This is a genomic window from Cellulosimicrobium cellulans, assembly GCF_024124905.1.
Taxonomy (GTDB): Bacteria; Actinomycetota; Actinomycetes; order Actinomycetales; family Cellulomonadaceae; genus Cellulosimicrobium; species Cellulosimicrobium cellulans_G.
In genome coordinates, this window is record NZ_JAMXST010000008.1 from 1 (window position 1) to 26,710 (window position 26,710).

21 protein-coding genes and 1 tRNA gene are annotated in these 26,710 nt (G+C 74.5%); 8 read left to right on the top strand and 14 right to left on the bottom strand.

The annotated features are described in order from the left end of the window. Nucleotides 1–18 precede the first annotated feature (18 nt). Nucleotides 19–393 (bottom strand): SHOCT domain-containing protein, encoded by a 375-nt coding sequence (locus NHH00_RS20255; protein WP_087471101.1) that lies wholly within the window; start codon nucleotides 391–393, stop codon nucleotides 19–21. Nucleotides 394–543: 150 nt separating this feature from the next. After that, nucleotides 544–1,782 carry a low temperature requirement protein A gene (locus NHH00_RS20260; protein WP_253055335.1) on the bottom strand — a complete coding sequence of 413 codons (1,239 nt, stop codon included), beginning with the start codon at nucleotides 1,780–1,782 and terminating at the stop codon, nucleotides 544–546. Nucleotides 1,783–1,911: 129 nt separating this feature from the next. On the opposite strand from NHH00_RS20260, the gene NHH00_RS20265 reads away from it, so the two are divergent. From NHH00_RS20265 to NHH00_RS20275, 3 genes are all read left to right on the top strand, one after another. Beyond that, nucleotides 1,912–2,505: a hypothetical protein gene (locus tag NHH00_RS20265; protein WP_253055336.1), complete on the top strand. Its 594-nt coding sequence runs from the start codon at nucleotides 1,912–1,914 to the stop codon at nucleotides 2,503–2,505. 89 nt (nucleotides 2,506–2,594) lie between these two features. Continuing rightward, nucleotides 2,595–4,142, top strand: a complete 1,548-nt coding sequence (locus tag NHH00_RS20270) for an alpha/beta hydrolase (RefSeq protein ID WP_253055337.1) — start codon at nucleotides 2,595–2,597, stop codon at nucleotides 4,140–4,142. 112 nt (nucleotides 4,143–4,254) lie between these two features. Then, nucleotides 4,255–4,327, top strand: a tRNA-Thr gene (locus NHH00_RS20275). Between the two features lie 286 nt (nucleotides 4,328–4,613). Here the strand turns inward: NHH00_RS20275 and NHH00_RS20280 are convergent. Next, nucleotides 4,614–5,360 carry a hypothetical protein gene (locus NHH00_RS20280; protein WP_253055338.1) on the bottom strand — a complete coding sequence of 249 codons (747 nt, stop codon included), beginning with the start codon at nucleotides 5,358–5,360 and terminating at the stop codon, nucleotides 4,614–4,616. A gap of 158 nt (nucleotides 5,361–5,518) precedes the next feature. Here NHH00_RS20280 and NHH00_RS20285 point away from each other — a divergent pair, with 158 nt between their 5' ends. Next, on the top strand, nucleotides 5,519–6,055 hold the full coding sequence (locus NHH00_RS20285) for an rRNA adenine N(6)-methyltransferase family protein (RefSeq protein ID WP_253055339.1): 537 nt from the start codon (nucleotides 5,519–5,521) through the stop codon (nucleotides 6,053–6,055). A 17-nt stretch (nucleotides 6,056–6,072) separates the two neighbouring features. Here NHH00_RS20285 and NHH00_RS20290 read toward each other — a convergent pair whose 3' ends face one another. The 7 genes from NHH00_RS20290 to NHH00_RS20320 form a co-directional block, all read right to left on the bottom strand. Continuing rightward, a complete protein-coding gene (locus NHH00_RS20290; RefSeq protein ID WP_253055340.1) occupies nucleotides 6,073–6,669 on the bottom strand; it encodes an alpha/beta hydrolase family protein in 597 nt (198 codons plus the stop codon). A gap of 98 nt (nucleotides 6,670–6,767) precedes the next feature. Beyond that, nucleotides 6,768–7,367 carry a DUF305 domain-containing protein gene (locus NHH00_RS20295; RefSeq protein WP_253055341.1) on the bottom strand — a complete coding sequence of 200 codons (600 nt, stop codon included), beginning with the start codon at nucleotides 7,365–7,367 and terminating at the stop codon, nucleotides 6,768–6,770. A gap of 65 nt (nucleotides 7,368–7,432) precedes the next feature. Further along, nucleotides 7,433–7,897, bottom strand: a complete 465-nt coding sequence (locus tag NHH00_RS20300; protein WP_253055342.1) for a hypothetical protein — start codon at nucleotides 7,895–7,897, stop codon at nucleotides 7,433–7,435. 98 nt (nucleotides 7,898–7,995) lie between these two features. Further along, nucleotides 7,996–10,317, bottom strand: coding sequence for a heavy metal translocating P-type ATPase (locus NHH00_RS20305; protein WP_374615373.1), 2,322 nt, complete (start codon nucleotides 10,315–10,317; stop codon nucleotides 7,996–7,998). A gap of 295 nt (nucleotides 10,318–10,612) precedes the next feature. Then, nucleotides 10,613–11,824: a dihydrodipicolinate synthase family protein gene (locus NHH00_RS20310; protein WP_374615377.1), complete on the bottom strand. Its 1,212-nt coding sequence runs from the start codon at nucleotides 11,822–11,824 to the stop codon at nucleotides 10,613–10,615. Nucleotides 11,825–11,895: 71 nt separating this feature from the next. Continuing rightward, nucleotides 11,896–13,062 carry a Gfo/Idh/MocA family protein gene (locus NHH00_RS20315; protein ID WP_253055343.1) on the bottom strand — a complete coding sequence of 389 codons (1,167 nt, stop codon included), beginning with the start codon at nucleotides 13,060–13,062 and terminating at the stop codon, nucleotides 11,896–11,898. Nucleotides 13,063–13,160: 98 nt separating this feature from the next. After that, nucleotides 13,161–14,219, bottom strand: a complete 1,059-nt coding sequence (locus NHH00_RS20320; protein ID WP_253055344.1) for a LacI family DNA-binding transcriptional regulator — start codon at nucleotides 14,217–14,219, stop codon at nucleotides 13,161–13,163. Between the two features lie 113 nt (nucleotides 14,220–14,332). Between NHH00_RS20320 and NHH00_RS20325 the strand changes: the two genes are divergently transcribed. Then, complete coding sequence (locus tag NHH00_RS20325) at nucleotides 14,333–14,815, top strand: hypothetical protein (protein ID WP_253055345.1); 483 nt, start codon at nucleotides 14,333–14,335, stop codon at nucleotides 14,813–14,815. A gap of 90 nt (nucleotides 14,816–14,905) precedes the next feature. On the opposite strand, the gene NHH00_RS20330 is transcribed toward NHH00_RS20325, so the two are convergent. Continuing rightward, nucleotides 14,906–15,238 carry a cupin gene (locus NHH00_RS20330; RefSeq protein ID WP_253055346.1) on the bottom strand — a complete coding sequence of 111 codons (333 nt, stop codon included), beginning with the start codon at nucleotides 15,236–15,238 and terminating at the stop codon, nucleotides 14,906–14,908. Nucleotides 15,239–15,357: 119 nt separating this feature from the next. Between NHH00_RS20330 and NHH00_RS20335 the strand changes: the two genes are divergently transcribed. Continuing rightward, nucleotides 15,358–17,439, top strand: a complete 2,082-nt coding sequence (locus NHH00_RS20335; RefSeq protein WP_253055347.1) for an ABC1 kinase family protein — start codon at nucleotides 15,358–15,360, stop codon at nucleotides 17,437–17,439. Nucleotides 17,440–17,676: 237 nt separating this feature from the next. Further along, nucleotides 17,677–19,539 (top strand): VaFE repeat-containing surface-anchored protein, encoded by a 1,863-nt coding sequence (locus NHH00_RS20340; protein WP_253055348.1) that lies wholly within the window; start codon nucleotides 17,677–17,679, stop codon nucleotides 19,537–19,539. Between the two features lie 176 nt (nucleotides 19,540–19,715). On the opposite strand, the gene NHH00_RS20345 is transcribed toward NHH00_RS20340, so the two are convergent. The 3 genes from NHH00_RS20345 to NHH00_RS20355 all read right to left on the bottom strand — a co-directional run bounded on the left by NHH00_RS20345 (nucleotide 19,716) and on the right by NHH00_RS20355 (nucleotide 23,391). After that, nucleotides 19,716–21,491: an ABC transporter ATP-binding protein gene (locus tag NHH00_RS20345; RefSeq protein ID WP_253055349.1), complete on the bottom strand. Its 1,776-nt coding sequence runs from the start codon at nucleotides 21,489–21,491 to the stop codon at nucleotides 19,716–19,718. A 49-nt stretch (nucleotides 21,492–21,540) separates the two neighbouring features. Then, nucleotides 21,541–22,494 carry a universal stress protein gene (locus NHH00_RS20350; protein ID WP_253055350.1) on the bottom strand — a complete coding sequence of 318 codons (954 nt, stop codon included), beginning with the start codon at nucleotides 22,492–22,494 and terminating at the stop codon, nucleotides 21,541–21,543. Between the two features lie 249 nt (nucleotides 22,495–22,743). Continuing rightward, nucleotides 22,744–23,391, bottom strand: a complete 648-nt coding sequence (locus NHH00_RS20355) for a hypothetical protein (RefSeq protein ID WP_253055351.1) — start codon at nucleotides 23,389–23,391, stop codon at nucleotides 22,744–22,746. Between the two features lie 277 nt (nucleotides 23,392–23,668). Between NHH00_RS20355 and NHH00_RS20360 the strand changes: the two genes are divergently transcribed. Continuing rightward, nucleotides 23,669–26,236, top strand: coding sequence for an ATP-dependent Clp protease ATP-binding subunit (locus NHH00_RS20360; RefSeq protein WP_087472769.1), 2,568 nt, complete (start codon nucleotides 23,669–23,671; stop codon nucleotides 26,234–26,236). Nucleotides 26,237–26,710: the final 474 nt, after the last annotated feature.

Genomic DNA, 26,710 nt, shown 5'->3' on the forward strand with positions numbered 1-26,710 from the left:
CCGGTCACGCGAGGTCGGTCAGGCGAGCGCCTTCGCCTTGAGCTGCGCGAACTCCTCGGGCGTGATCGCCCCGGAGTCGAGGAGCGACTTCGCGTGCGTGATCTGCTCGGCCGGCGACGTGGTCGCGACCTGGCGGATGTACGCGTCGGTGTCCTGCTTCGCCTGGACGACCGCCGCCGCCTGCCGCTCCGCCATCCCGCGCCCGCGCGCGATGAGGTAGACGAGCGACGTCAGGATCGGCAGGAAGATGAGGAAGATGATCCACACGGCCTTCCACCACCCCGAGAGCTCCCGGTCACGGAACAGGTCCGCGATGATCTGGAAGAGCACGATGAGGTAGGCGATGAAGAAGAAGCTCCAGACGAGGAGCCAGAAGAAGTCCCAGAAGTCCACGGTCGCGCCCTTTCTCGACGGATCCCCGTACCCGGAGCACGGCCGGCTGCCGCGCACCAACAGGGCGAACCTAGCGACGATGGGGGGTTCGCGCCCGGCGAAAGCCGGGTGAAGCGCACGAAGCGGCCGTACCTCGTCTCTCGGGGCGGATCACCCGGGCTCGTCCGTCGCCACCCGACGACGAGCGCGCACGACGTCGCCGACGATGACGGCGAGCAGGATGCCGTCGGTGACCCAGTTGAGGGTGAGGGGCGTGAGCCACCCGTGCGTCGCGTAGAGCGCGCCGACCGCTGCCGCGCCGAGCAGGTGCGGGAGGGACCACGGCCCGCCGGCCGCGCGGCGGAACAGCGCGTTGCCCACGAGGTAGGTCGCGGCCGCCCCGCACACGAGCGCGGCGGTCCACGCGTCGGCGTGGCCCGCGTGCCCCAGCGGGTGCAGCAGGACCAGCTCGTCCGCGACCGCGGTGAGCACGATCCCGGCGACGATGACGAACGGCACGTAGGTGTACGCCGTCTGGGCCACCATGCCGCGCTCGTCGCGCGAGGTGAAGTACTCGGTCGCGCGCCGCTCGGAGCGGTCGAAGAAGAGCAGCCACATGAGCACCGTGCTCGCGAACGCGGAGCAGAACGCGGAGACGGTCGTCGCGTCGAGCGGCAGCTCGGCGAACGCCGCGCCCGTCACGATGATCGACTCGCCCAGGCAGATGATGACGAACAGGCTCACGCGCTCGGCCATGTGCTCGCCCCGGACGACCCACGTGCTCGCGCGCGAGGCCCCGAGCCACGGGAGCCAGAACATCGCGCGCGGTCCCGCCAGGTCGATCACGCACGCGACCGCCCACAGCACGAGCCGGTGCTCCTCGACGAGCGCCCCGGTGATCCACAGGCTGCCCGAGACGACGAACCACGTGGTGATGCGGGCGAAGTTCACCGCGTTCTCCGGCCACACCCGGCCCAGGGCGACCAGCACGAACGCGCTGCGCCCCACCTGCATCGTCACGAGCATCACCGCGAAGAGCAGGGCCTTGTCGCCGAACGCCTCGGGGATCGCGCTCGCGAGCACCAGGCCGAGCAGCATGAGGACGACCAGCATCGCCCGCACGGGGACGCGCTCGGGGTCGAGCCAGTTGGTGGCCCACATCGTGAAGACCCACACCCACCACACCGCGACGCCGAGGACGAGCGTGTGCACGAGGGTCTCGGCGCCCGGGTGGGCGATGAGGCCGTGCGAGAGCTGCGTGACCGCGAAGACGAACACCAGGTCGAAGAAGAGCTCGACGTAGCCGACGCGGCTCGAGTCGCCGCCGTCGCCGTGCCTCCGGAGGTCCGTGCGCAGGCCCCAGCGCAGGGGGGCGGGCCCGGTGCCGGGCGTCGTGAGCGGAGCGTCCATGCTGGGATGCTCCCACCGTCGCCGGGTCACCGTCCGGTCACGATCGCCCGGCGCGTCGCGGTTCGCCGCGCACGACCGCCCACCAGGGCCCACGATGGTCGCGCTACCGTCGCCGACCGAGGAGTGCTCATGGTCCCCGTCCGCCGCCCCGTCTCCCGGACGGCTCGCACCGCGTCCGCGCTCTCGCTCGTCCTCGCGGTCGGCCTGCTGGGGGCGTGCGCCTCCGAGACCGACGGCGGCGGGGACGACGCGTCCGCCTCCGAGGAGTCCACCGCGCCGAGCGACGACGCGTCCGAGGAGCCGTCGGACGACGCCTCCGAGGAGGAAGGCCTGCCCGACGCCGGGACGATGGACGTCGTGGCGGGCGCGCACGGCATGGGCCTGCCGCCCGGCGTCGACGCGCCGACCGAGGGTGGGACGGGCGCAGCGTGGAGCGCGGAGCCGGGGCTGCTGTTCGTCGTGACGTACGGGTCGAGCACGTGCCCCGTGCTCGCGGAGGACGAGGCCGCGGTCCAGGGGGGCGACGTCGTCGTGACGTTCGTCGAGATCGCCCCGGACACGCCGTGCACGATGGACTACGTGCCGGCGACCTCGGTGGTCGGGGTGCCCGACGACGTGGACGCGAGCGGCGAGGTGAGCGTCGTCCTCGGCGACCGCGGGACCGTCGTCGTCCCGCCCGCGGCGGACGGCACGACCGGCGAGTCGGCCTGGGTCGAGGAGTAGCCGCCCCTGCGGTGAAGAGCGCGTGAAAGGACGGTCCCGCCCCGGCGGGACCGTCCTGCGCGCGTCGGGGGAGCGGCTACCGTGTGCGGGTGACGACGCCCCTCTCCCGCGCTGCTCGACGTTCCCTGGCCGGCGCCGCGACCCTCGTGCTGGCCCTCGTCCTGGGCGCGTGCTCCGTGCCGCCCAAGCAGCAGACCCCCGTGGACGACGTCGCGGCCGCCGCGTCCGGCACGGGCGAGACCGGCCCGGAGGGCTTCGAGGAGTTCTACGGCCAGAGCCTGGCCTGGGAGGACTGCGGTGCGGGCTGGGAGTGCGCGACGGCGCGCGCCCCGCTCTCGTGGCAGGACCCGGAGGCGGGCGAGATCGAGCTCGCGGTGAAGCGCCAGCCCGCGACGGGGGAGCGCATCGGCTCGCTCCTGACCAACCCGGGCGGTCCCGGGGCCTCGGGGATCGACTTCGTCACGACCCTCGCCCCGACGGTCGGCGAGCGTGTCACCGCGGCCTACGACCTCGTCGGGTTCGACCCGCGCGGCGTCGGGCAGTCCTCGCCCGTGGTGTGCCTGGACGACGCGGCGAAGGACGAGTCCCTGGCCCGCGACTTCGACACCGACGAGGCGGGGCTTGAGGCGCTCGCGGAGGACCGGCGGGCCTGGGCCGACGCGTGCGCCGAGAACACGGGCGACCTGCTCGGCCAGGTCGACACCCAGAGCGCCGCGCGCGACATGGACATGCTGCGGGCCGTGCTCGGTGACGAGAAGCTCGCCTACCTCGGCTACTCCTACGGCACGCAGCTCGGCGCGACGTACGCGGGGCTGTTCCCGGACAAGGTGGGGCGCCTCGTGCTCGACGGCGCGATCGACACGAGCCTCGACCCCGACACGATCTCCGAGCAGCAGGCGGTCGGGTTCGAGAACGCCCTGCGCGCGTACGTCGAGGACTGCCAGGCCGGGGGCGACTGCCCGCTGCGCGGGGACACCGACGCGGGGATGCGGCAGATCCGCTCGCTCCTCGACGCCGCGAAGGCGAACCCGCTGCCGACCGACTCGGACCGCCGCGTGACGCAGACGCTCGGGTTCTACGGCGTCGCCGTCACGCTCTACAACGACCAGAGCTGGCCGGTGCTCACGCAGGCGCTCACGGAGGCGTTCGAGGACGGCACGGGCAACCTGCTGCTCTACCTCGCCGACTTCTACAACGACCGCAACCCCGACGGCACGTACGCGTCCAACTCGTCGGAGGCCTTCCGCGCCGTCAACTGCCTCGACGGCCGCCAGGACGACGACCCCGACGCGATGCTGGCCCAGCTCGAGCGCCTCGAGGAGGCCGCGCCCACCATGGGCTACTTCTTCGCGTTCGGCGGCCTCACGTGCGACGGCTGGGCCTACCCCGTGGTGGAGCAGGAGTTCGACCTCCACGCCGAGGGCGCCGCGCCGATCGTCGTCATCGGGACGACCAACGACCCCGCCACCCCGTACGTGTGGGCCGAGGGCCTCGCGGACACGCTCGACTCGGCCGTCCTCCTCACGTGGGAGGGCGAGGGCCACACCGCCTACGGCCGCGCGAACGCGTGCGTGGGCGACGCCGTCGACGCCTACCTGGTGGACGGGACGGTGCCCGAGGACGGGCTGCGCTGCTGACGCCACGGGCGCCCGACGGCTGCCGACGGGGCCGCTTTGGAATCTGGCCCGGTCGTTGGGTACAGTAGGCGCTCGTTGCCAGCGGTTCGCGGAGCGGACCGGGACGTAGCACGCCGCCTTAGCTCAGTCGGCAGAGCGATTCACTCGTAATGAATAGGTCAAGGGTTCGATTCCCTTAGGCGGCTCCGACGAGGCCCGGAATCTCAACGATTCCGGGCCTCAGTCATGTCCGGGCGAGGGTGCCCGAGGCGACGAGCAGCGTGTTGGTCGCTGAAGACTCGCCGGACCCGTGACGCGGCGGCCTTGGCGATGCGTGCCACGCGGCGTGGCTCCCGCGCGCAACCGGGCGGCTGCCCGCCGTCGCGGCGCACGACCCGTCGGACCCGGTCGACACGGCGGGGGACGTCGACGAGCCGGTGCGGTGGCAGCGCCGCGCGTCCAGGAGCGCCGCGCCGCGCACGCGCTGAGCGCTCAGCCGACGCGGCGCAGCAGCAGGATCGCGCCGCCGGCCGCCGCGGCGACGAGCCCGCCGACGCCGACCACGGCGAGCGTCGGGAACGCCTCCTGCGCGGGCGGGGGAGGCGCCATGCGCTCCGCGGCTGACGTGAGCGGCGTGCGTGACGGCTCCGGCCGGGCCGTCGTGGGCTCGGGAGTGGGCTCGACGGGCGCCTCGGTCGTCGGCTCCTGCGTCGGCTCCTCGGTCACCTCCGGCTCGGGCGCGTCCGCCGTCCCGACGGGCGCCTCGACGACCGGCGCGGGGGCCTCGACCGCAGGAGGCGCCTCGACGGGCGCCTCGGTCACGGGAGCGGGGGGCGGCGTCGTCGGCGCGGGCGTGGCGGTGGTCGTGCAGACGGCGGCGTCGCCGTTCCACTCCGCGAACTGCTGGTCGATGCCCGTCACCATGACCCAGCTGATGCAGTACCCGTCGCTGTACTGTCCTCGCCGCGGGACGTCGAGCTCCAGCACGCCGTCGGCGGCGTCCTCCCGGGAGTAGCCGTCTCCGAGGTGGCGCGCGTGCGACCCGTCGGGAGAGGTCACGACGTACCCGAGCCACCCCGGCCCCTCGTGCAGCCGGCTCGCGTCGAACGACACGGTGTCGACGGTGACGGTGAGCCCTCCGCCGCCGTCGCGATCGGCGGCTACCGCCGGCGCCGCCGCGAGCGCCGCCGTGACGACCCCCAGGGTCGCGAGCGCGAGCAGTCGGCCAGCGGCGCGCATCATCACCTCCGGGTCGGCTCGGGCGTGGTCCGCGGCACATCGTACGCAGTCCGGGTGCGCCGTCGGAAAGCGCGGTTTCGGGCCCGGACAAATCGCTCGACCTCGACGCTCGCGCCGTCCTAGCGTGGCCGTCATGTTCTTCATGACGATGGTGCGTCGTGGCCGGGCCGGCCTCGCGACGCGAGTGGGGATGGCACCCGCTCACCGCTGAGCACGCCGCGCGCGTGGTCGACGACGCCGGGGTGCGTCCCGGTCAGCTCGTCCTCGATCTCGGGGCCGGGGACGGGGCGCTCACGCGGCACCTCGTGGCCGCGGGCGCGCGAGTCCTCGCCGTCGAGCTGCACCCGCGCCGCGCCCGTGCCCTGCGCGAGCGCTTCGCCGGTGCGGACGTGACGGTCCTGGAGGTCGACCTCGCCGACCTGCGCCTGCCGCGACGCCCGTTCCGCGTCGTCGCGAACCCGCCGTTCGGGCTGACGTCTCCGCTGCTCGCTCGCGTGCTCGCGCGGGGATCCGCGCTCGTCGCGGCGGACGTCGTCGTGCAGCGGCAGGCCGCGCGGCGCATCGCCGCGGGCGAGGGCACGGCGGGGCGCGCCGCACGGCGCTGGGCCGTCGAGGTCACGCGGTCCGTGCCGCGCTCGGCGTTCCGGCCGCCGCCGCGCGTCGACGCGGCGGTGCTCCGCGTCCGGCGGCGCTGAGGGTTCTCGCGTCGAGCTCAGCGACCGAGCGTCGCGAGCCACGCGACGAGCGCGTCGCACACCGCGGTGTCCTGGCCCTTGAGGTCGTGCGCGCCCGGGAGCTCGACGCGCGTGACCGGGCCGGGGATCGCGGCGGTGTGCTCGGCGAGCTCGTCGGGCGTCGCGAACGGGTCCGTGCGCCCCGACACGAGAAGCACGGGCACGCGCAGGTCGGGGAAGTGCTCGGTGCGCAGGCGCTCGGGCTTGCCCGGCGGGTGCAGGGGGTAGCTGACGAGCGCGAGCCCGGCCGCGGGCAGGCCCTCGGCGACGGCCATCGAGCACATGCGCCCGCCGTACGAGCGGCCGCCGAGCACGAGGCGGTCCGTCGTCGTGCCGAGCTCGGCGGCGAACGCCTCGGCCTCCGCGCGCACGTGGGCGATCGCGACGGGCGGCCGGTCGGGCATCCGCTTGCCCGCGGTCCGGTAGGGGAAGTCGACGCGCCGCACGGGCACGGGCGGGTCGAGCGCGGCGAGCGCGTCGTCGATCGCGACGAGCGCGCGGTGGTCGCGGCTCGCGCCGGCGCCCGGCGTGAGCAGGACGCCGGCGACGGGCCGGTCGGGGGTCGGCGTGGTCACCCGCCCAGTCTCGCAGCGAGCACGACGTTCCTCGCGGTCGAGCACGACGTGGGTGTCGCCAAGGCGTTCAGAACGACACCCACGTCGTGCTCGGCGGGTCAGAGCTCGGCGAGCAGCGAGCGCATCGCGTCGATCTCCTCCTGCTGCGCCGCGACGATCTCCTCCGCGAGCGCCAGCACCTCGGGGTCCTCGCCCTCGGCGAGGACGTCCTGCGCCATGGCGACGGCACCCTCGTGGTGCTCGACCATGCCCTCCAGGAAGAGGCGCTGGGCCTCCTCGGCGGGCGCGGCCTCGAGCGCGGCGAGCGCGTCGTCGTCGAGCATGCCGCCCATGTGCCCGGCGTGGTCGCCACCGGACGGGTCGGCGCCCCAACGGTCGAGCATCGCGGTCATCTGCTCGATCTCCGGGGCCTGCGCGGCCTCGATCTGCTCGGCGAGGGCGACCACGCGCTCGTCGACGCCGTCCTTCGCGAGCACGATCGCGGACATCTCCACGGCCTGCTCGTGGTGCGGGATCATCATCTGCGCGAACATCACGTCGGCGGCGGACGCCGTCGTGGCGCTCGCGGGCGCGGTGCTCGTGGGCGTGCCCGCCGGCTGCTCGCCGGCGTCTCCGGTGCCGGCGTCGGAGCAGCCCGTCAGGGCGAGCGTGGTGCCGAGCGCGAGCGCGGCGAGGGTCGTGCGGGCGGTGCGTGTCATGGTCGATCTCCGTTCGTGGGGTGCAGCGGGCGCACGTGGGCGCCCAGGACGGGGCCGTCGCCGGCCTACGTCCTGCTGATCCCCAGCGCACGGAGGTCGGGCGGGCGGTCCGGGAGCGCGGTCCGCACGTCGAGCACGGGCGCGGCACCGCGCGTCGGGTGCCACGGCGTCCGACGGCGCAGCGCGGCTCGCGCGGCCAGCGTCACCAGCGCGACGAGCACCATGAGGCACAGCGGCCCCGTGCCGCCGTGCGCGTCCGCTCCCGCCGAGAGGGCCGGACCTGGCCCGGAGGCTGGCGTGGCGTCGTCCCGGCCGAGCCCGGAGGCAGCCGTGCCGGCGTCCAGGCCGAGCGTGGTGGCGGCGTGCGGGGACTCGCCGTCCCGGGCGAAGGTGCCGCCTGACGCCGTCGGACCGTCGAGGGCGACCGGACCGCCGTGCGCGGGTCCGACGTCGGGCAGCGCGACGCCGTGGTGCGTGCTGCTCCCCGCGAGGACGTGCATCCACAGCACCGCGGCCGCCAGCAGTCCCACGAGCACGACCGCCGACCACGACCCTCCTCGTCCGCGAGCACGAGGTTGCCGTCGTTCTCGCGGCGAGAACGACACCAACCTCGTGATCGGCAGCGAGGTCACCGGGAGGCGAGCCGCGCCGGGTCGAGGTCGATGCGGCGCAGGAGCTGCGCGTTGAGCGCCACGATGACCGTCGAGGCGGACATGAGGATCGCGCCCACGGCCATCGGCATGACGAACCCGACCGGCGCGAGCACGCCCGCGGCGAGGGGCACGGCCGCGATGTTGTAGCCCGCGGCCCACCACAGGTTCTGCTGCATCTTGCGGTAGGACGCGTGCGACAGCTCGATGATCGACAGGACCGCGCGCGGGTCGGAGCTCGCGAGGATCACCCCGGCCGACGCGATGGCGACGTCCGTGCCCGCGCCGATCGCGATGCCGACGTCCGCCTGGGCGAGCGCCGGGGCGTCGTTGACGCCGTCGCCGACCATCGCGACGACGCGGCCGTCGTGCTGGAGCTCCGCGACCTTCGCGTCCTTGTCCTCGGGGCGCACGCCCGCGAACACCTGGTCGATGCCCAGCTCGCGCCCGACCGCGCGGGCGACGGGCTCGGCGTCGCCCGTGATCATGACGACCTTGATGCCGCGCCGGTGCAGGGCGTCGACGGCCTCGCGCGACTCGGGACGGATCGCGTCCGCGAGGGCGAACGCGCCCACGACCTCGCCCGCCGCGTGCCCGTGGCCCTCGTGAGCACCCGTGCCCGGACGGGCCGTGGCGGGCGAGGCCACCACGTGCAGGACGGTCGCGCCGTCGTGCGCCCAGGCTTCGGCGTCGGGCAGGGGGTCGAGCCCGCGCTCGCGCAGGAGCGCGGGGCCGCCGACCGCGACGCGGCGCATACCTCCGGCGGTCGGGACGGTCGCCTCGACGCCGACCGCGGTGAGCGACCGGAAGTCGGTCGCCTGCGGGACGTCGATCTCCCGCTCGGACGCACGGTCGACGATCGCCCGCGCGAGCGGGTGCTGGCTGTCGGCCTCGGCCGCGGCGGCGAGCGCGAGGAGCTCGTCCTCGGTCGTGCCGCCCGCGGTCGCGAGGTGGGCGACGACGGGCTCGCCCGCCGTCAGCGTCCCGGTCTTGTCGAACAGGACCGTGTCCACGGTGCGCATGCGCTCCAGCGCGAGGCGGTCCTTCACCAGGACGCCGGCCTTCGCGGCGCGCTCGGTCGAGAGCGAGACGACGAGCGGGATCGCGAGGCCCAGGGCGTGGGGGCACGCGATGACGAGCACGGTGATCGCGCGGATCAGCGCCTGCTCGGGCGTGCCGAAGACGAGCCACAGGCCGATCGTCAGGGCTGCCGCGCCGAGCGCGTACCAGAACAGCCAGCCGGCGGCGCGGTCGGCGAGGCGCTGGGTCTTGGTCGAGGACGCCTGGGCGTCGGCGACGAGCCGCTGGATGCCCGCGAGCGCGGTGTCCTCGCCCACGGCCGTGATCCGCACGCGCAGCGCGTCGTCCGTCGCGACGGTTCCGGCGACGACGGCGTCCCCGACGGCACGACGCACGGGCCGCGACTCCCCGGTGATCATCGACTCGTCGACGTCCGCCGACCCGGACGCGACCTCGCCGTCCGCGGGGACGCGCCCGCCCGGGCGGACGACGACGAGGTCGCCCACGCGCAGGTCCGTCGGCGCGACCGTCGTCACGCTCCCGTCCTCGGCGACCCGCTCCGCCTCGTCCGGGAGGAGTGCCGCGAGCGAGTCGAGCGCCGACGCCGTCTGGGCGAGCGAGCGCATCTCGAGCCAGTGGCCGAGCAGCATGATGACGACGAGGAGCGCGAGCTCCCACCACACGTCGAGCTCGTGCGCGAGCAGCCCGAGGCTCGCCCCGAGCGAGGACACGAACGCGACCGTGATCGCGAGCGAGATGAGCGTCATCATCCCGGGCTTGCGACCGCGGAGCTCGCCCACCGCGCCCGTGAGGAACGGCCGTCCGCCCCAGAAGAAGATGACCGTGCCGAGCACGGGCGAGACCCAGGGCAGCCACGCGGCGTCGGGGAGGTCGTAGCCGAGCAGCATCGCGAACATCGGGCTCAGCGCGACGGTCGGCACCGCGAGGACGAGCATGACCCAGAACAGGCGCCGGAACTGCCCGACGTGGTCGCCATGACCTCCGTGGCCCGTCATGTCGTGCCCGGCGTGGCCCCCGTGGCCGGACATGTCGTGCCCGGCATGGTCGTCGTGGTCAGGCATGTCGTGCCCGGCGTGCGCGTCGTGCTCGGCGTGGCCCGCGCGGTCGTGCTCCGCGTGCGCGTGGGCCGGCGCGTGCGCGGCGGGTGCGGGGGCGTCGTGGTGGGCGTGCGCCCCCTGGTGGGCGTGCGCCCCCTGGTGCGCGTCGTCGGTGCCCGGACCGGGCCCGTGCCCGTGGTCATGCTCCGTACGGTGGTCCACCGTTCCTCCTCCCAGATACCCCTAGGGGGTATGCTCTGCCCACGATCATGCCCCGCCATGTCCGATTCGTCAACCCCCTCGGGGGTGTCGTGGGCCGACGCAGGACAGCCCGTGCGCCGCTCGGCGGGAGAGCCGAGCGACGCACGGGCCGCGAGAGGGTGGGCCTGAGCGGGCCCGGTGGTTCGTCGGGTGCCGGTCGGGAGCCGTCAGGTGCGGCAGGGCGTGGCGGGCGGAGCGGTCGGCCACGGCCGCGACGGCGCGGCGTGCGTCGGGAGCGAGCCGCACGCCACGGTGGTCACGCCGCCGCCCCGTGCGCCTCGAGGAACGCGCGCGTCCGGCGTGCGGCGAGGTCCGGGTCGAGCAGCAGCCCGGCGCGGTCGGCGAGCCGGACGAGCGCGACGAGGTGCGCGACGGAGCGCCCCGACTGCAGGCCGCCGACCATCTGGAACGCGGGCTGCGTGCCGTTGAGCCACGACAGGAACGCGATCCCCGTCTTGTAGTAGTGCGTCGGCGCGGCGAACACGTGGCGCCCCAGCGCCTCCGTCGACGCGAGGATCGCGTGCGCGCGGTCGGGGTGGCCGGCGTCGAGCGCGCCGAGCGCCGTCGACGCGGCGGGGTAGATCGCCGCGAAGATGCCGAGCAGCGCGTCGGAGTGCGCCCGGCCGTCGCCGACCACGAGCTCCGGGTAGTGGAAGTCGTCGCCCGTGTAGAGGCGCACGGCGCCTCCTGCGGCGGGGTCGAGCGCGGCGAGGCGGGCGCGCAGGCCCTTCTCGTGCGAGGCGTCGAGCAGCGACACCTTCACGCCGTCGACGCGACCCTGGTGGGCGCGGACCAGGTCGACGAACACGTCGGTGGCCGCGGCGACGTCGTCGCCCGTGCCCCAGTACCCGGCGAGCGCGGGGTCGAACATCGTCCCGAGCCAGTGCAGGATCACGGGCGCGTCGGCCTCGGCGAGCACGGCGTCGTAGACGCGCGCGTACTCCTCGGGGGAGCGGGCGACGCGGGCGAGCGCGCGCGACGCCATGACGACCACCTGGGCGCCCGCGTCCTGGACCACGTGCACCTGCTCGCGGTACGCGTCGGCGACCGCGGCGAGCGCGGCGGGGTCGCCCCGCTCCCAGCCCGCGACGACGGCCGGGTCGAGCTGGTCGGTGCCCGCGCCGCACGCGACGCGACCGCCGACGGCTCGCGCCTCGGCCGCCGACCGGCGCACGAGCTCCCGGGTCGCGGCCCAGTCGAGGCCCATGCCGCGCTGGGCGGTGTCCATCGCGTCGGCGACGCCCAGCCCGTGCTCCCAGAGCCGGTGCCGGTAGGCGAGCGTCGTGTCCCAGTCGACGACGGCGGGCGCGCCGGGCACGTTCTCCGCGCCCACCCGCGGCACGACGTGCGCGGCCGCGAAGGCGACGCGCGACGTGAAGGGCGCGGCCGGCGTCGTCCACGGGCCGGGCACGAGCAGCTCGCGCACCTCGGTCCCGGCCACGCGGCCGTCGTCGGCGAAGCGGGGCAGGCGTACGACGGCGCCGCTGCCGTCCCGGTCGCGCAGCTCGCGCGCGCCGGGGGCCTCGGTCGTCGGCGCGGTCACAGCACGATCTCCGGCACGTCGAGGCGGCGGCCCTCGGCGGACGAGCGGAGCCCGAGCTCGGCGAGCTGGACGCCGCGCGCGGCGGAGAGCAGGTCGTAGCGGTGCGGGCGGCCGGCGGCGACGTCGCGCAGGAACTCCTCCCACTGGGCCTTGAAGCCGTTGTCGAGGTCGGCGTTCGCGGGGACCTCGAGCCACTGGTCGCGGAACGGCTCGGTGACGGGGAGGTCCGGGTTCCAGACGGGCTTGGGGGTGTGGGCGCGCTGCTGCGCGACGCACCGGCGCAGGCCGGCGACGGCGGAGCCGTGCGTGCCGTCGACCTGGAACTCGACGAGCTCGTCGCGGTAGACGCGCACGGCCCACGACGAGTTGATCTGCGCGACGACCGGGTCCCCGCCCGGCGTCTCGACCTCGAAGATCCCGTACGCGGCGTCGTCGGCGGTCGCGGCGTACTCCCTGCCCTGCTCGTCCCAGCGCGTGGGGATGTGGGTCGTGGTCTGCGCGGTGACCGTCCGCACCGACCCGAGGACGCCCTCGAGCACGTAGTTCCAGTGGCAGAACATGTCGGTCGTCATGCCCCCGCCGTCCTCGGCGCGGTAGTTCCACGAGGGGCGCTGTGCGGCCTGGTGGTCGCCCTCGAACACCCAGTAGCCGAACTCGCCGCGCAGGGACAGGATGCGGCCGAAGAAGCCCTCGTCGACGAGGCGGCGGAGCTTCACCAGGCCGGGCAGGTACAGCTTGTCGTGCACGACGCCGGCGGTCACCCCGGTCTCCTCGCGCAGCCGCGCGAGGTCGACCGCCTCGGCGAGCGTCTCGGCCGTCGGCTTCTCGGTGTAGACGTGCTTGCCCGCCTGCATCGCCATGGTGAGCGTCTTGGCGCGCAGAGCCGTCATCGAGGCGTCGAAGACGACGTCGGTCGCCGGGTCGACGATCACGCCGGCGAGGTCGGTGGTCCAGTGCTCGACGTCGTGCTGCGCGGCGAGCTCGCGGAGCCTGGTCTCGTTGCGCCCGACGAGGACCGGCTCGACCTGGAGGCGCGTGCCGTCGGAGAGCTCGACGCCGCCCTGCTCGCGGATCGGCAGGATCGAGCGGACGAGGTGCTGGCGGTACCCCATGCGGCCGGTCACGCCGTTCATCGCGATCCGCAGGGTTCGGGTGGTGGTCATCGAGACTCCGTCGTCGGTCGGGCCCCCGGCAGGGCGGCGGGCGGAATGCGCTTTCCGCGAGCGTAGGGGAGCCGTTTTCCCGCGTCAACAGGGGTGCGTCAGAGCGGAGGCGTGGACTCCCGGAGCACGACCTCGCCCCGGACCACGACCCGCTGCGGCGCGGCGTCGTCGTCGGACGGGGCGAGCGAGGGCGCGAGCGCGAGCGCGAGCGCCTGCTCCCCGACCTCGGCGAGCGGGATGCGGACCGTCGTGAGCGCCGGCGTGACGTCGCGCAGGGTCACGATGTCGTCGAAGCCCGCCACGGCGACGTCCTCGGGGACGCGCAGGCCCGCCTCGCGGGCCGCGGCCATCGCCCCCACCGCCATGACGTCGTTCACCGCGAAGACGGCGACGGGCGGGGTGCCCCTGCCGCGCAGACCCTTCCCCAGGCGGTCGAGCAGCTCGCTCATCCCGCCGTGGCCGCCGTCGCGCGTGAACGCGCACTCGACGACCGCGTCCGCGGCGACGGGCGAGCCGAGGGCGGCCAGCGCCTCGGTGAAGCCGCGCGCCCGGTCGACCGCGGTGCGGTGGCCCCCGGGCCCCGCGAGCACGCCGAACGCGCGGTAGCCCAGGCCGTGCAGGGCGCGCGCGAGGTCCGCGGCGCCGTCGGTGTTGGCGATCTCCACCGCGGGGAGGTCGCCGAGCGGCTGGCCCACGAGCGAGACCCCGCCCCCCGACGCGCGGTAGCGCTCGAGCGCGCCTCGCAGCGCACCGTCGGCGTCCTCGGTGAGCCGCCCGCCGCCGAGCACCACGGCCCGGGCGCGCTGGCGGTCCATGAGCTCGACGAACGCGCGCTCCCGCTCGGGCGAGTGCCGTGTGCTCGTCAGCGTGACGATGAGCCCGTCGCGGTCGGCCGCGTCGGCGACGCCCGCCGCGAGGGACGAGAAGTACGGGTCCGCGATGTCGTGCACCACGAGGCCCACGCTCGTCGTGCGGCCGCGCGCCATGGCCTGCGCGCTCGGGTCCGGCGAGTAGCCCAGCCGGCGGGCCGACGCGAGCACCCGCTCCCGCAGGTCGGGGCGCACCGTGCGGTTCGCGCTCCCGTTGATCGCGCGGGAGGCGGTCGCGAGGGAGACGCCGGCGTCGCGCGCGACCTCGCTCAGGGTGGGTCCGGGCACGGACCCAGGCTAGCGGGACCGCTCCCGCAGCCCGGGTGGGCCGCGCCCGGAGCGGCTACGTTCGGGAGGACCGCCCACCGAGCCGCACGGCCGACGAGCCGCAGGAGGACCCGATGACGTCTCATGGCGCAGCACCCGCACCCGGCACGACGGCGCTCCTCGCCCGGGCGCTCGCGCTCGGCGTGGCCGCGGGGTCGCGCAGCAGCCTCGGCGTCGCGGCGCCGGTGCTCGGCGGCTGGGTCGGGGGCGACGGCCCGGGTGTTGTCGGCGTGCTCGTGCGCGGCACGGCCGCTGCCGGGGTCGCGGGCGAGCTGGTGGGCGACAAGCTTCCGCAGACGCCGAGCCGCCTCGACCCGCCCGGACCGGTGTTCCGCCTCGCGAGCGGGGCGCTGGGCGGAGTCCTGCTGGCCCGACGCCGCTCGGGTCCCGCGGGCGTCGTCGCCGCCGCGGTCGCCGGCGCGGCGGGGGCCGCCGCCGGGACGTGGGGCGGCGCGGCGTGGCGACGCCTCGCCGTCGGGTCGCGTCCCGACTGGCCGGGCGCCGTCGCGGAGGACGCCGTCGCGCTCACCCTCGCGGCACTGGCGGTGCGGCGCTGACGACCCGCCGAACCCGGGGTCGCCGGGCACGGCCGAGCACCGGTGACGCGAGAACCCGGGTGCGGCGCGACGGAGGTCGCGCGCCGTCGCTCAGGCGTCCGGGATGCTCGTCACCGTCGTGAGGAGGAACGCCGAGTCCTCGAGCGCGCCCACCGCGTGGCGCTCGTGCGTGAGGACGCGCAGCTCGCCGGTGCCCAGCTCGACGTCGCCCTCGCCGAGCGCGGTGACGCGGACCCGGCCGCGCAGCACCTGGATCGACGCCGCGGGCGGCGAGTTGTGCTCGCCGAGCTCGACGCCCGCGCGCAGCGCGAGGATCGTCTGACGCAGGGGGCCGTCGTGCAGCACGACCTCGGCGCTGCGCCCGTTCGGGGAGGTCCGGGCGTGGGTGAGGTGGGCGTCGGTGAGAAGGTCGACGTTCGTCATCGGGGCTCCGACCTGTCGGGGAGCTCCATCATGCCGCGCCGGGCGACGCGGTGCGCGTCCCGGTGGCGCGCCGGGGGGTGTGGTGGTGATCCGCGGCCCTGTCGGGAAGAGTGACGGTCATGCAGGTCGTCTCCGGATTCTTCATCGGTCTCGTCGGCGTCGTCTCCACGGTGGTCATGCTCGTCCTCCTCGCGGCGACGGCGCGGCGCGTCATGGGGGCCGCGGTCGGCTGGATCCGCTCCGCCGTGGTGGCGCTCGCGATGCTCACCGTCACGTCGTGGGTGCTCACCAACGGCCTGCTCGACGTCGGCTGGTCGCGCCCGGACGGGACGCTCACCGTCGCGCCCGTCGTCGCGCTCGTGGCGATCGTCCTCGCGTTCGCCTGGGCGTTCGTGCTCGGGCTGTGCGTGCTGCTCGTGCTCGAGCTGCTGGTGCCGACCGGGTCGGTGCCCGGCCCGTGGCGCGCGCTGCGCGGCCTGCGCCAGGGGCGTCGCGAGACCCGCCGGTACGCGCAGATCCTCGCGATCGGCGTCCGGCACGGCCTCGGCGGGGCGCTCACGCGCGGGGCTCGGCAGCCCGACGGGTCGCGGCTCTCGCGCACCGACCAGCGCCGCCAGGCGGCCGCGCTCCGCGACGCCCTGAGCGACGCGGGCGTGACGTTCGTGAAGTTCGGCCAGGTCCTCTCGACGCGCCGCGACCTGCTCCCCGCCACGTTCGCCGACGCGCTCGCGACCCTCCAGAGCGAGGTCCCGCCCGCGCCGTGGCCGCAGGTCGAGGCGGCCGTCACGGGAGCGCTCGGGTGCCCGATCGGCGAGGCGTTCGCCGAGTTCTCGCCCGAGCCGCTCGCGTCGGCCTCGGTCGGGCAGGTGCACGCGGCACGGCTGCCCGACGGGCGGGAGGTCGTGGTCAAGGTCCAGCGGCCCGGAGCACGGGCGCAGGTCGAGACGGACCTGGCAATCCTCGGCCGCCTCGCGCGCCGCATCGAGCGCGACACCGCGTGGGGGCGATCGCTCGGCGTCGTCGACCTCGCCGACGGGTTCGCGGCGTCGCTGCGCGAGGAGCTCGACTACACCGTCGAGCTGGAGAACACGCTCGCGCTGCGCGCGGCGCTCGCGCGGGATGCGGTGGGGGAGCGGCGTCCAGACGGCGACGGAGACGGTGGCGACGCGGCGGTGGGTCTGCGCGTCCGCGTCCCGGAGGTCTACCCCGAGCTCTCGGGGACGACGCTGCTCGTCATGGAGCGGCTCGACGGTGCTCCCGTCGGCCGCGCCGCGGACGTGCTCGCGGGCCTGGACGACGCCGTGCGCTCCGACCTCGCCTCCCGGCTCCTCACCGCGACGCTCGAGCAGGTGCTCGTCGCGGGCACGTTCCACGCCGACCTGCACCCCGGCAACGTGCTCGTCACCGACGACGGTCGCCTCGGCCTCCTCGACATGGGCTCCGTCGGACGCCTCGGCGAGCCCGAGCGCCTCGCGCTCGCGGCCGTGCTGCTCGCGGTCGACGCCGACGACGCCGTCGCCGCGACCGACGCGCTGCTCGAGCTGCTCGACGCGCCGGCGGACCTCGACGTGCGCCGCCTGGAGCGCGCCGTCGGGCAGGTGATCGTGCGGTTCCGCGGCGCGGGCGCGAGCGGCGCGATGTTCACCGCGCTCTTCCGGCTCGTGACCGACGCCGGGCTCGCCGTCCCCTCGCAGGTCGCCGCCGCGTTCCGCACGTTCACCTCGCTCGAAGGGACGCTGCGTCTCATCGACCCCGGGTTCGACCTCGTCGCCGGGGCCCGCGCGACCGCGCAGCCGCTCGTGCGGCGCGTCGTCACGCCGGAGGGCCTGCGCGAGCGCGCGACGAGCCTCTTCCTCGGCCTCGCGCCCGAGCTCGAACGGCTCCCGCGCCGGCTCGCCAAGATCACGAGCGACGTCGAGGCCGGGCGGCTCACCGTCAACGTCCGCTCCTTCGCCCACCCCGACGACCGCGCGTTCGTCACCGGCCTCGTGCAGCAGGTCGTGTCCACCGTCATCGCCGCCGCGGCCGTCGTGGCGGCGGTCGTGCTGGTCTCCGCGGACTCCGGCCCCGAGCTCGTCGAGGGCCTGCGCCTCTTCGCCGTCCTCGGCGCGGCGCTCGGGTTCGTCGGGACGGTGCTCGCGGTCCGTGTCCTGGTGTTCGCGTTCCGGGGGACGGGACCGGGAGGCGGTCCGACGCGTTGACCTGGCGGGACGCCCGTCGCGGCTGCCGGTCCGTGCGGCTCGCTCGGCATCGTCCTGGCCGGCGGGGACCTCACCCCCGGCGTCGGACGCCCCGTGCACCGCGGCGCCGTGTTTTCACCCGGCGTCCGGGGTATCCGGCGCGGGGTCTCGCGTCATGATCCCGACGTGCAGCGTCTCTAGAGAGGGCTGAGCCCGACGAAGAGCCGATCGACGGAGACGAGCACAGAGGGAGTCCAGATGGTGATGACAGAGACGGGTGCGCGGAGAGCTCGCCGTGAAGGGCGGTGGCTCGCCGCCGTGGTGCTCGCGCTGGGTGCGGTCCTCGCTCCCGGTGCGGTCACGGCAGCGGCTGACGTCGAGCCCGGCGACACGGTCCATGTCGGCGGCAGGGAGGGGTACGGCGGCACCGGCCTCTTCCCGATCCGGTCCGACGGCACGCCGACCGGGGAGGTGGACTACTGGGCGTACTGCCTCGAGCACGACGTCTCCGCGCGGACCGGGGTCGTCGGCACCGTGGGTGACCTCGACGAGTACCTGGGCGAGAACTACTTCACGGATCCCGCGGTCCAGGGCAAGGTTCTCTGGGTCCTGGCGCACAGCTACCCGGCGTTGAGCCTGGAGGAGTTCGGCGTCGCTACGGGGGTTCCCGGGATCTCCCGGAACGACGCGATCGAGGCGACGCAGTACGCGATCTGGCGGTACACCGACCTCACCTGGGACGCGGCGTGGAACTTCGAGACGCCTGCCTCCGAGGCGGCGTACTGGTACCTCGTCGAGGGTGCCAACGCGAGCCCCGGGCTCACCCCCGCGGAGCTGGAGGTGACCGCGTCGATCTCGGCTCCGGTCGCACCCCAGCGTGCGGGGTCTCTCGTGGGCCCCTTCGTCGTGAGCACCAACCAGCCCACGGTCGCCGTGTCCGTCGACCCGACGGTCGCGGTCACCGACGGGAGCGGGAGCCCGGTCGACCTGGCGGGAGTCGTCGACGGGCAGGAGCTCTTCCTGGACCTGCGCGACTCGACCACGGCGGGCGAGGCCGTGGTCCGGGTGACGGCGGCCGGCTCCAGCAGCACCGGCAGGATCATCTCGGTCCCGACGGTCACCGGGGGCACTCCCACCGGGAGCGATCACGCGCAGACGATCGTCCTGGTGACCCCGAGCACCACCAGGACGAGCGCGGAGGCCTCGGCGTCGTGGTCCGCCGTGCCCGCCGCCGCCGATCCGGTGATCGGGACCTCGCTGGTCGACTCGGCCGACGGTGACCGCGTGCTGCCGTGGAACGGCGGCACCGTGATCGACACGATCGCCTATCAGAACCTGACGCCGGGGGTCGAGCACACCGTGACCGGTGAGCTCGTGCGCAAGTCCGACGGCACCGGCACGGGGATCACGGGCTCGACGACGTTCACGCCGGCCGAGGCGAACGGTTCCGTCGAGGTCTCGTTCGTCGTCCCCGCCGGCTATGCGGGCGAGGCCCTGGTCGCCTTCGAGCGGCTGCGCGTCGGCACGGAGACGACCGGCGACCCGGTCGCCGTGCACGAGGACATCGACGACGCGGCGCAGACGGTGACGATCGAGGCGCTGCCGCAGACGCCGGCCCCGGTGATCGGGACGTCGCTCGTCGACTCCGCGGACGGTGACCGCGTGCTGCCGTGGGACGGCGGCACCGTCGTCGACACGGTCTCCTACCAGAACCTCGTGCCCGGGACCGAGTACACCGTGACCGGTGAGCTCGTGCGCAAGTCCGACGGCACGGGCACGGGCATCACGGGGTCGACGACGTTCACCCCGGCCGAGCCGAACGGTTCGGTCGACGTCTCGTTCGTCGTTCCCGCGGGCCATGCCGGTGAGACGCTCGTCGCTTTCGAGGAGCTCCGTGCCGGGACCGACACCGCCGCCGTCCCGGTCGCTGAGCACACGGACCTCGACGACGCGGCGCAGACCGTCACCGTCGACGCCGCGCCGGTGACCGCGGCGAGCCCGACCGAGGGCGACCTGCCCGCGACCGGCGTCGGCATGACCGGCGCCGCCGTCGGGGCCGCCGCGCTGCTCCTCCTCGGCACGGCCTTCGTGCTCGTCCGACGCGCGCGAGCGCGAGCCTGACCCTGCCCGGTCACGCCGGCTCGGGACCTGCCCGCCCAGGGGGTGCGGGCAGGTCCCGAGGCCCCTCGGTGCCGGGCGCGACGCCCTCCCTCTCCTCGGCACCGCGACGGACGGACGGTCCGGACGAGGTCGGGCCGCCGGCCGAAGGCGGTCGCGGGCCGGCCGGCCGGCGGCGCTCAGGCCGCGGGCGTCGCGTGCATCTGCGCGTACGCCCCGCCGGCGGCGACGAGCTCGTCGTGGCTGCCGACCTCGACGACGCGGCCGTGGTCCATGACGACGATGCGGTCGGCTCCGCGGACGGTGGAGAGCCGGTGCGCGACGACGAACGTCGTGCGACCGCGCATGAGCCGCCCGAGCGCCTCCTGCACGAGCCGTTCCGACGTCGTGTCGAGGGCCGACGTCGCCTCGTCGAGGACGAGCACGCGCGGGTCGCGCACGAGGGCGCGGGCGATGGCGAGGCGCTGGCGCTGACCGCCGGAGAGCCGCCCGCCGCGCTGGCCGATCACGGCGTCGAGGCCGCCCATCTCGGTGACGAAGTCCCACGCGTTCGCGTCGCGCAGCGCCTGCTCGACGGCCGCGTCGGTGAGCTCCGGGCTGCCGTAGGTGACGTTGTCGCGGACGGACCCCTCGAACAGGATCGACTCCTGCGGCACGACGGCGAGGAACCGGCGGTAGGAGCGCAGGTCGACGGTCGCGGTGTCCACGCCGTCGACGAGGACGCGCCCCGACGTCGGCGCGAGGAACCCGATGACCATGTTGAGCACGGTCGACTTGCCCGACCCCGACGCCCCGACCAGCGCGACGGTCTCGCTGGGCCGTGCCGACAGGGAGAGGTGGTCGACCGCGAGGGCGGGCTCCTCGCCCGGCGCGGGGACGTCGTCGTACGCGAACGTGACGTCCTCGAACGCGACGTGACCCTCGACGTGGTCGAGCACGCGCTTGCCGGCGTTGCGCTCGACGTCGGGCTCGCCCAGTACCTCGCCCATGGACCGCACGGACTCCAGGCCCTTCGTGACGATCGGAGCGAGGCTCAGCAGCCCCGTCACGGACGCGGTGAGCGTGACGAAGTAGCTCGACAGCATGACGACGTCGCCGGGGGACACCGCGAACGTCTGCGTCCACGCGACCCACGCCGCGCCGACGAGCCCCGCGACGGAGAGCACCTGGAACACGATCCAGGACAGCGCGCCGAACCGGCCGTTGACGACGTCGAGCCGGATCCCTGCCTCGCGCACGCGGTGCAGCACCGAGCCCATGCGGTCGAGCTCGCGCTCCTCGAGCGCGTGCGCGCGCGTCACGGGGATGAGATGCGTCATCTCGGCGACGCGCGCGGACATGTTCTCCACCTCGGCCCGGAACGCCGCGTTGCGGGTGGTCATGCGGCGGCGCATCGCGACGACGAGCCAGGCCGCCGCGGGCACGGTGAGCGCGAAGATCACGAGGAACTCCGGGACGCGCACGGCCGTCAGCACGACCGCGCCGACGAGCGTCGTGAGCGCGGCCATGCCGGAGTCGAACGTGGTGCGCGACGCCTCGACGACGTTCTCGACGTCGCGCACGATCTTGGCCTGGAGCACGCCCGCGCTCACGCGGCGGTGGTAGCCGATCGACAGCTCCTGCAGGCGGCGCGAGAGCGCCATGCGCAGCCCGTTCTCGACCGTGCGCACGGCGGTCGAGAGCCACCGTACGTAGAGCGTGTGCAGCGGCAGGTTCTGCGCGACGACGGCGAGCATGACCGCGCCCGTGACCCACAGCTCGCGCAGCGGCCGGTGCTCGACGACGACGTCGATCACCGTCGCCGTGAGCGCCGGGATCACCCACACGGGCGAGTGCTTGACGGCGAACGCGAGCGCCGCGGCGGCGAGCCGCCCGCGCTGGGGCGCGAAGAGCCGGGTGACGGTGCGGACGGGTCGGGAGCCGTCGTAGGTGTCCTCGATCTGCACGCGCCCCATCGTCCACCCGCGGGACGGGCCGCGTCGAATCGTTTCGAGGGCGAAGCCCTCAGGCGTCGTGCGCGCCCGAGGGGTGCGTCGCGTCCGGGGGCCGCACGACGGTGACCGGGCAGTGCGCGTACTCGACCGCGTGCCGGCTCACGGACCCGAGCAGGAGCCGGTCGAACCCGCCGACGCCGCGGTTGCCGAGCACGAGCCGCTCCGCGTGCGACGACGCCTCGATGATCCCCTTCGCGGCGTGCACGTGCTTCACGCTGCGCACGAGGCGGTCGTCGGGCAGGTCGACCTCCGCGGCCTCGAGCGCGGCGTCGAGCTTCTGGGAGGCGAACTTCTCGTAGTCGTCGATCGGCGGCGTCCACCCCCACGAGTCGGGGAGCGGCGCGAGCGACACGATCTGCCAGCAGAACAGGGCCTCGAGCGTCGCGCCCGTGCGCCGCGCGACGTCCGCCCCGTGCCGGAGCGCCTGGACCGACGTCGACGACCCGTCGACCCCGACCACGACGGGCCGCGCGTGGTCGTGCCGCACGTCGGGCGTGCCGCGCACCACGGTCACCGGGACCGTCGCGTGCTGCACGACGGCGGTCGGCACCGACCCGAGGACCATGCGCCCCAGGCGTCCCCGGCCGCAGCGCCCGACGACGAGCAGGTCCGCGTGGTCGCCGTCGCCCGGGTCGGGGCGCACGTCGTCCTGGACGGGCTGGGCGGTCCCGGGCTGGGCGAGGGCGAGCAGGACCGCCGCGGGGCTGCCGCGCTCGGCGACGGCCGTGGTCGTCACCGCGTCCGGGCCGAGGCCCGTGCGCGCGTGCGCGGCGTCCAGCCACTCCTGGACCAGCGCACGCTTCTCCTCGGCCGCCGCGTCCGGGCCGTCGCCCGGACCCTGCCGCGACTCGAACGCGAGCGCGGCCGTGAGCGGCACGCCCCGGTCCGCCGCCTCGCGCAGCGCCCAGTCGAGCGCGCCGCCGGACTCCTCCGACCCGTCCACACCGACGATCACGCCGCGCATCTGCGCCACCTCCGCCCGGTCGGCCGACCGCGTGCGCCGTCGGCGTGCTGTCCCGGCGCCGTCGCCCGGCACCGGTGCTGACTCGACCCTAGGCCGCGCCGCCGCGCTCCGCCCGGGACGCCGGTCCCGGACCGACGGACGAGGGTCACCGGACGGTCGCCGAACCCGGGGTTGCCGTCCGTGCCGACGCCGAACCCACCCGCATCCCCGGGTTCGGCAGCAGGGGTGACCGCAAGCCCGGGTCGGGCGTCAGAACCTCGGCTCGGGCTCGTCCTGGAGGATGTTGCGCAGCGGGCGGGTCACGACGTCCACGCGCGCGAGCAGGTCGGCCGGACCCGAGACGACGAGCGCGCGGTCCTCCAGCGGGACGTACACCGCCGCGTGCTCCCGCACGGTGACGTGCAGGCAGGCCCGAGGCTCGCCGTCGACCACGAAGGTGGTGCGCGTGACCGGCGCGACGTCGACCTCCTCGACGATCGCGCGCATCGCCGCGCGGTACTCCTGGTAGGAGTCGAGGAAGTCGTCGTCGCCCGGGGTGTCGGAGTGCAACGGCGCGGCGAGCGCCCCGCTGAGGGCGGTGCGGACGATGTCCTCCGCCTGCTCGTCGTGCGCGGCCAGGACGCGCAGCGTCTCGAGGTCGAGCGTCTCGCCGGTGAACGACACGTAGGAGCGCAGGAACCGCTCCTCCGCCGGGTCGTGGGCGCCGTGCCCGGCCCCGGTGAGCGTCTCCTCGTCGAGGTCCAGGCCCCAGGTCAGCGGGTCGTCCACCTCGGCGACGACGCCGTGGAACCGGGCGACGACCTGCTCCCACGTCGCGGGCGCGCCCACCGACGGCGCGTCGCGCTCGTCGGCTCCCGGCGCGGCGGGGTCCTCGGGCTGCTGGTCCGGCTGGTGCATCGCTCTCGCCACCCTTCTGGCGTCCGTGCGGGGCGCACTCCCGAGCCTGCACGGGGTGCGCGCCGCGGTCAACGTGGCGCGCGCGTGTCGGGCCGGGTGATTGCGCACGACGGCGTCCGGCGGCCCCGCAGGTCACGGCCTGGCCCCTCTTTCACGCCCCTGGCGAACAACGGCATACGGAGGGGGTGCGGCTCGTTCGAACCGCATAGAGTCAATGCGGTCAGGCTTGTACCCGTCGTCCGGCGGGCAGGTGTACGCCGCTCACGAGGAGCAGCACATGTTCGAGAGATTCACAGACCGAGCCCGTCGGGTCGTCGTCCTCGCCCAGGAAGAGGCGCGGATGCTCAACCACAACTACATCGGCACCGAGCACATCCTCCTCGGCCTCATCCACGAGGGCGAGGGTGTCGCGGCCAAGGCGCTGGAGTCCCTCGGGATCTCCCTCGACGGCGTCCGCACCCAGGTGACGGAGATCATCGGCGAGGGCCAGCAGGCCCCGAGCGGGCACATCCCGTTCACGCCGCGCGCCAAGAAGGTGCTCGAGCTGTCGCTGCGCGAGGCGCTGCAGCTCGGCCACAACTACATCGGCACCGAGCACATCCTGCTCGGCCTCATCCGTGAGGGCGAGGGCGTCGCCGCCCAGGTCCTGACCAAGATGGGCGCCGACCTCAACAAGGTGCGCCAGCAGGTCATCCAGCTCCTGTCCGGCTACCAGGGCAAGGAGCCCGTCGCCGCGGGCGGCCCCGCCGAGGGCCAGCCGTCCGGCTCGGCCGTGCTCGACCAGTTCGGGCGCAACCTCACCCAGGCCGCGCGCGAGGGCAAGCTCGACCCGGTCATCGGGCGCAACCTCGAGATCGAGCGCGTCATGCAGGTGCTGAGCCGCCGCACCAAGAACAACCCGGTGCTGATCGGTGAGCCCGGCGTCGGCAAGACCGCCGTCGTCGAGGGCCTGGCCCAGGACATCGTGCGCGGCGACGTGCCCGAGACGCTCAAGGACAAGCAGCTCTACACGCTCGACCTCGGTGCGCTCGTGGCCGGCTCGCGCTACCGCGGCGACTTCGAGGAGCGCCTGAAGAAGGTGCTCAAGGAGATCCGCACGCGCGGCGACATCATCCTCTTCATCGACGAGATCCACACCCTCGTCGGGGCGGGTGCCGCCGAGGGCGCGATCGACGCCGCGAGCATCCTCAAGCCGATGCTCGCGCGCGGCGAGCTGCAGACGATCGGCGCGACCACGCTCGACGAGTACCGCAAGCACGTCGAGAAGGACCCGGCCCTGGAGCGCCGCTTCCAGCCGATCCAGGTCGCCGAGCCGTCGCTCAACCACGCGATCGAGATCCTCAAGGGCCTGCGCGACCGCTACGAGGCGCACCACCGCGTGTCCATCACGGACGCCGCGCTCGTCTCCGCGGCCACGCTCGCGGACCGGTACATCAACGACCGGTTCCTCCCGGACAAGGCGATCGACCTCATCGACGAGGCGGGCGCGCGCCTGCGCATCCGCCGCATGACCGCCCCGCCGGAGCTCAAGGAGCTCGACGAGGAGATCGCCGAGGCACGCCGCGAGAAGGAGTCCGCGATCGACGCGCAGGACTTCGAGAAGGCTGCCGGCCTGCGCGACAAGGAGAAGCAGCTCACCGCGAAGCGCGCCGACAAGGAGAAGGCGTGGAAGTCCGGTGACCTGGACACCGTCGCCGAGGTGGACGAGGAGCTGATCGCGGAGGTCCTGGCCATGGCCACGGGCATCCCGGTCTTCAAGCTCACCGAGGAGGAGTCCAGCCGTCTGCTCAACATGGAGGACGAGCTGCACAAGCGCGTCGTCGGCCAGGAGGCCGCGATCAAGGCGCTGTCGCAGGCCATCCGCCGTACGCGTGCGGGCCTCAAGGACCCCAAGCGCCCCGGTGGGTCGTTCATCTTCGCCGGCCCCACGGGCGTCGGGAAGACGGAGCTGGCCAAGGCGCTCGCCGAGTTCCTCTTCGGGGACGAGGACGCGCTCATCCAGCTCGACATGTCGGAGTTCTCCGAGAAGCACACCGTCTCGCGGCTGTTCGGCTCGCCCCCCGGCTACGTCGGGTACGACGAGGGTGGTCAGCTCACCGAGAAGGTGCGGCGCAAGCCGTTCTCGGTCGTCCTGTTCGACGAGGTGGAGAAGGCCCACGCGGACATCTTCAACTCGCTCCTGCAGATCCTCGAGGACGGTCGCCTGACCGACTCGCAGGGCCGTGTCGTGGACTTCAAGAACACCGTCATCATCATGACGACCAACCTCGGCACGCGGGACATCGCCAAGGGCGTCCAGACCGGATTCAACGCCGGCGGTGACCTGGTCACGTCCTACGAGCGCATGAAGGCGAAGGTCAACGACGAGCTCAAGCAGCACTTCCGGCCTGAGTTCCTCAACCGCGTCGACGACGTGGTGGTCTTCCCGCAGCTCTCGCAGACCGAGATCATCCAGATCGTCGACCTCATGATCGCCCGTCTCGACACCCGCCTGCGGGACAAGGACATGGGCATCGAGCTCACGCAGCCCGCGAAGAACCTCCTCGCGGAGAAGGGCTACGACCCGGTCCTGGGTGCGCGTCCGCTGCGCCGCGCGATCCAGCGCGACATCGAGGACGTGCTCTCCGAGAAGATCCTGTTCGGCGAGCTCAAGGCCGGCGAGATCGTCCTGGTCGACGCCGAGGGCGAGGGCCTGCTCGGGGAGTTCACCTTCCGCGGTGTCTCCAAGGGCGAGCACGACCGCGGCCCGGTGAGCGTGGGTGCGGCCGCCGCGCTCGACGCCCCCACCGGCGTCTCGGTCCGCGACCTGCCTCCGACGGGCGAGCTGCAGGCCGGCGCGGAGTGACGCACTCCTGAAACGCCTGACACACGGGCCCCGATCCTCCACCCGGAGGGTCGGGGCCCGTCGTCGTCCCGCCGAGAGAGAGCGGAGGCCGCGCGAGAGAGAACCAGCGGTCGCGACGTACAGCTCCGCGAGCACTACCTCGAGACCGCTGGTCTACCTCGCGGTGAAGGATGCGACGACGTTGCACGGCGTTACGTTCGTCCTCGTCGTGGGACGGGGTGCGGGCGCTCTTCCTGTGGCGTGCGCGCGCTGGCACAGTCGCCCGCATGCAGACGACACCGGGGGGCCATGTCGCCGTCCCCGCCGCCGATGCCGGGCGCGTGCCCGGCGTCGCGTGTCGCCGCGCGCTGAGCGCGCGCCCGCGCCGTCGGGCTGCGTGTCGTCCGACCCCGTGCCGCTGAGCACGTCGACGCACTGACCGACGGCCGCCCGGGCCGCCGTCGGGCTCGTTCACCACCTCGCCTCCCGCACGCG

Bases quoted from the DNA above. Each gene is read 5' to 3' on its own strand.
- NHH00_RS20330 (WP_253055346.1), bottom strand. From the start codon at position 15,238: ATGACGAACGTCGACCTTCTCACCGACGCCCACCTCACCCACGCCCGG.
- NHH00_RS20335 (WP_253055347.1), top strand. From the start codon at position 15,358: ATGCAGGTCGTCTCCGGATTCTTCATCGGTCTCGTCGGCGTCGTCTCC.
- NHH00_RS20315 (WP_253055343.1), bottom strand. From the start codon at position 13,062: ATGACCACCACCCGAACCCTGCGGATCGCGATGAACGGCGTGACCGGC.
- NHH00_RS20360 (WP_087472769.1), top strand. From the start codon at position 23,669: ATGTTCGAGAGATTCACAGACCGAGCCCGTCGGGTCGTCGTCCTCGCC.
- NHH00_RS20355 (WP_253055351.1), bottom strand. From the start codon at position 23,391: ATGCACCAGCCGGACCAGCAGCCCGAGGACCCCGCCGCGCCGGGAGCC.
- NHH00_RS20295 (WP_253055341.1), bottom strand. From the start codon at position 7,367: ATGACACGCACCGCCCGCACGACCCTCGCCGCGCTCGCGCTCGGCACC.
- NHH00_RS20260 (WP_253055335.1), bottom strand. From the start codon at position 1,782: ATGGACGCTCCGCTCACGACGCCCGGCACCGGGCCCGCCCCCCTGCGC.
- NHH00_RS20325 (WP_253055345.1), top strand. From the start codon at position 14,333: ATGACGTCTCATGGCGCAGCACCCGCACCCGGCACGACGGCGCTCCTC.
- NHH00_RS20280 (WP_253055338.1), bottom strand. From the start codon at position 5,360: ATGCGCGCCGCTGGCCGACTGCTCGCGCTCGCGACCCTGGGGGTCGTC.
- NHH00_RS20340 (WP_253055348.1), top strand. From the start codon at position 17,677: ATGGTGATGACAGAGACGGGTGCGCGGAGAGCTCGCCGTGAAGGGCGG.
- NHH00_RS20345 (WP_253055349.1), bottom strand. From the start codon at position 21,491: ATGGGGCGCGTGCAGATCGAGGACACCTACGACGGCTCCCGACCCGTC.
- NHH00_RS20265 (WP_253055336.1), top strand. From the start codon at position 1,912: ATGGTCCCCGTCCGCCGCCCCGTCTCCCGGACGGCTCGCACCGCGTCC.
- NHH00_RS20350 (WP_253055350.1), bottom strand. From the start codon at position 22,494: ATGCGCGGCGTGATCGTCGGTGTGGACGGGTCGGAGGAGTCCGGCGGC.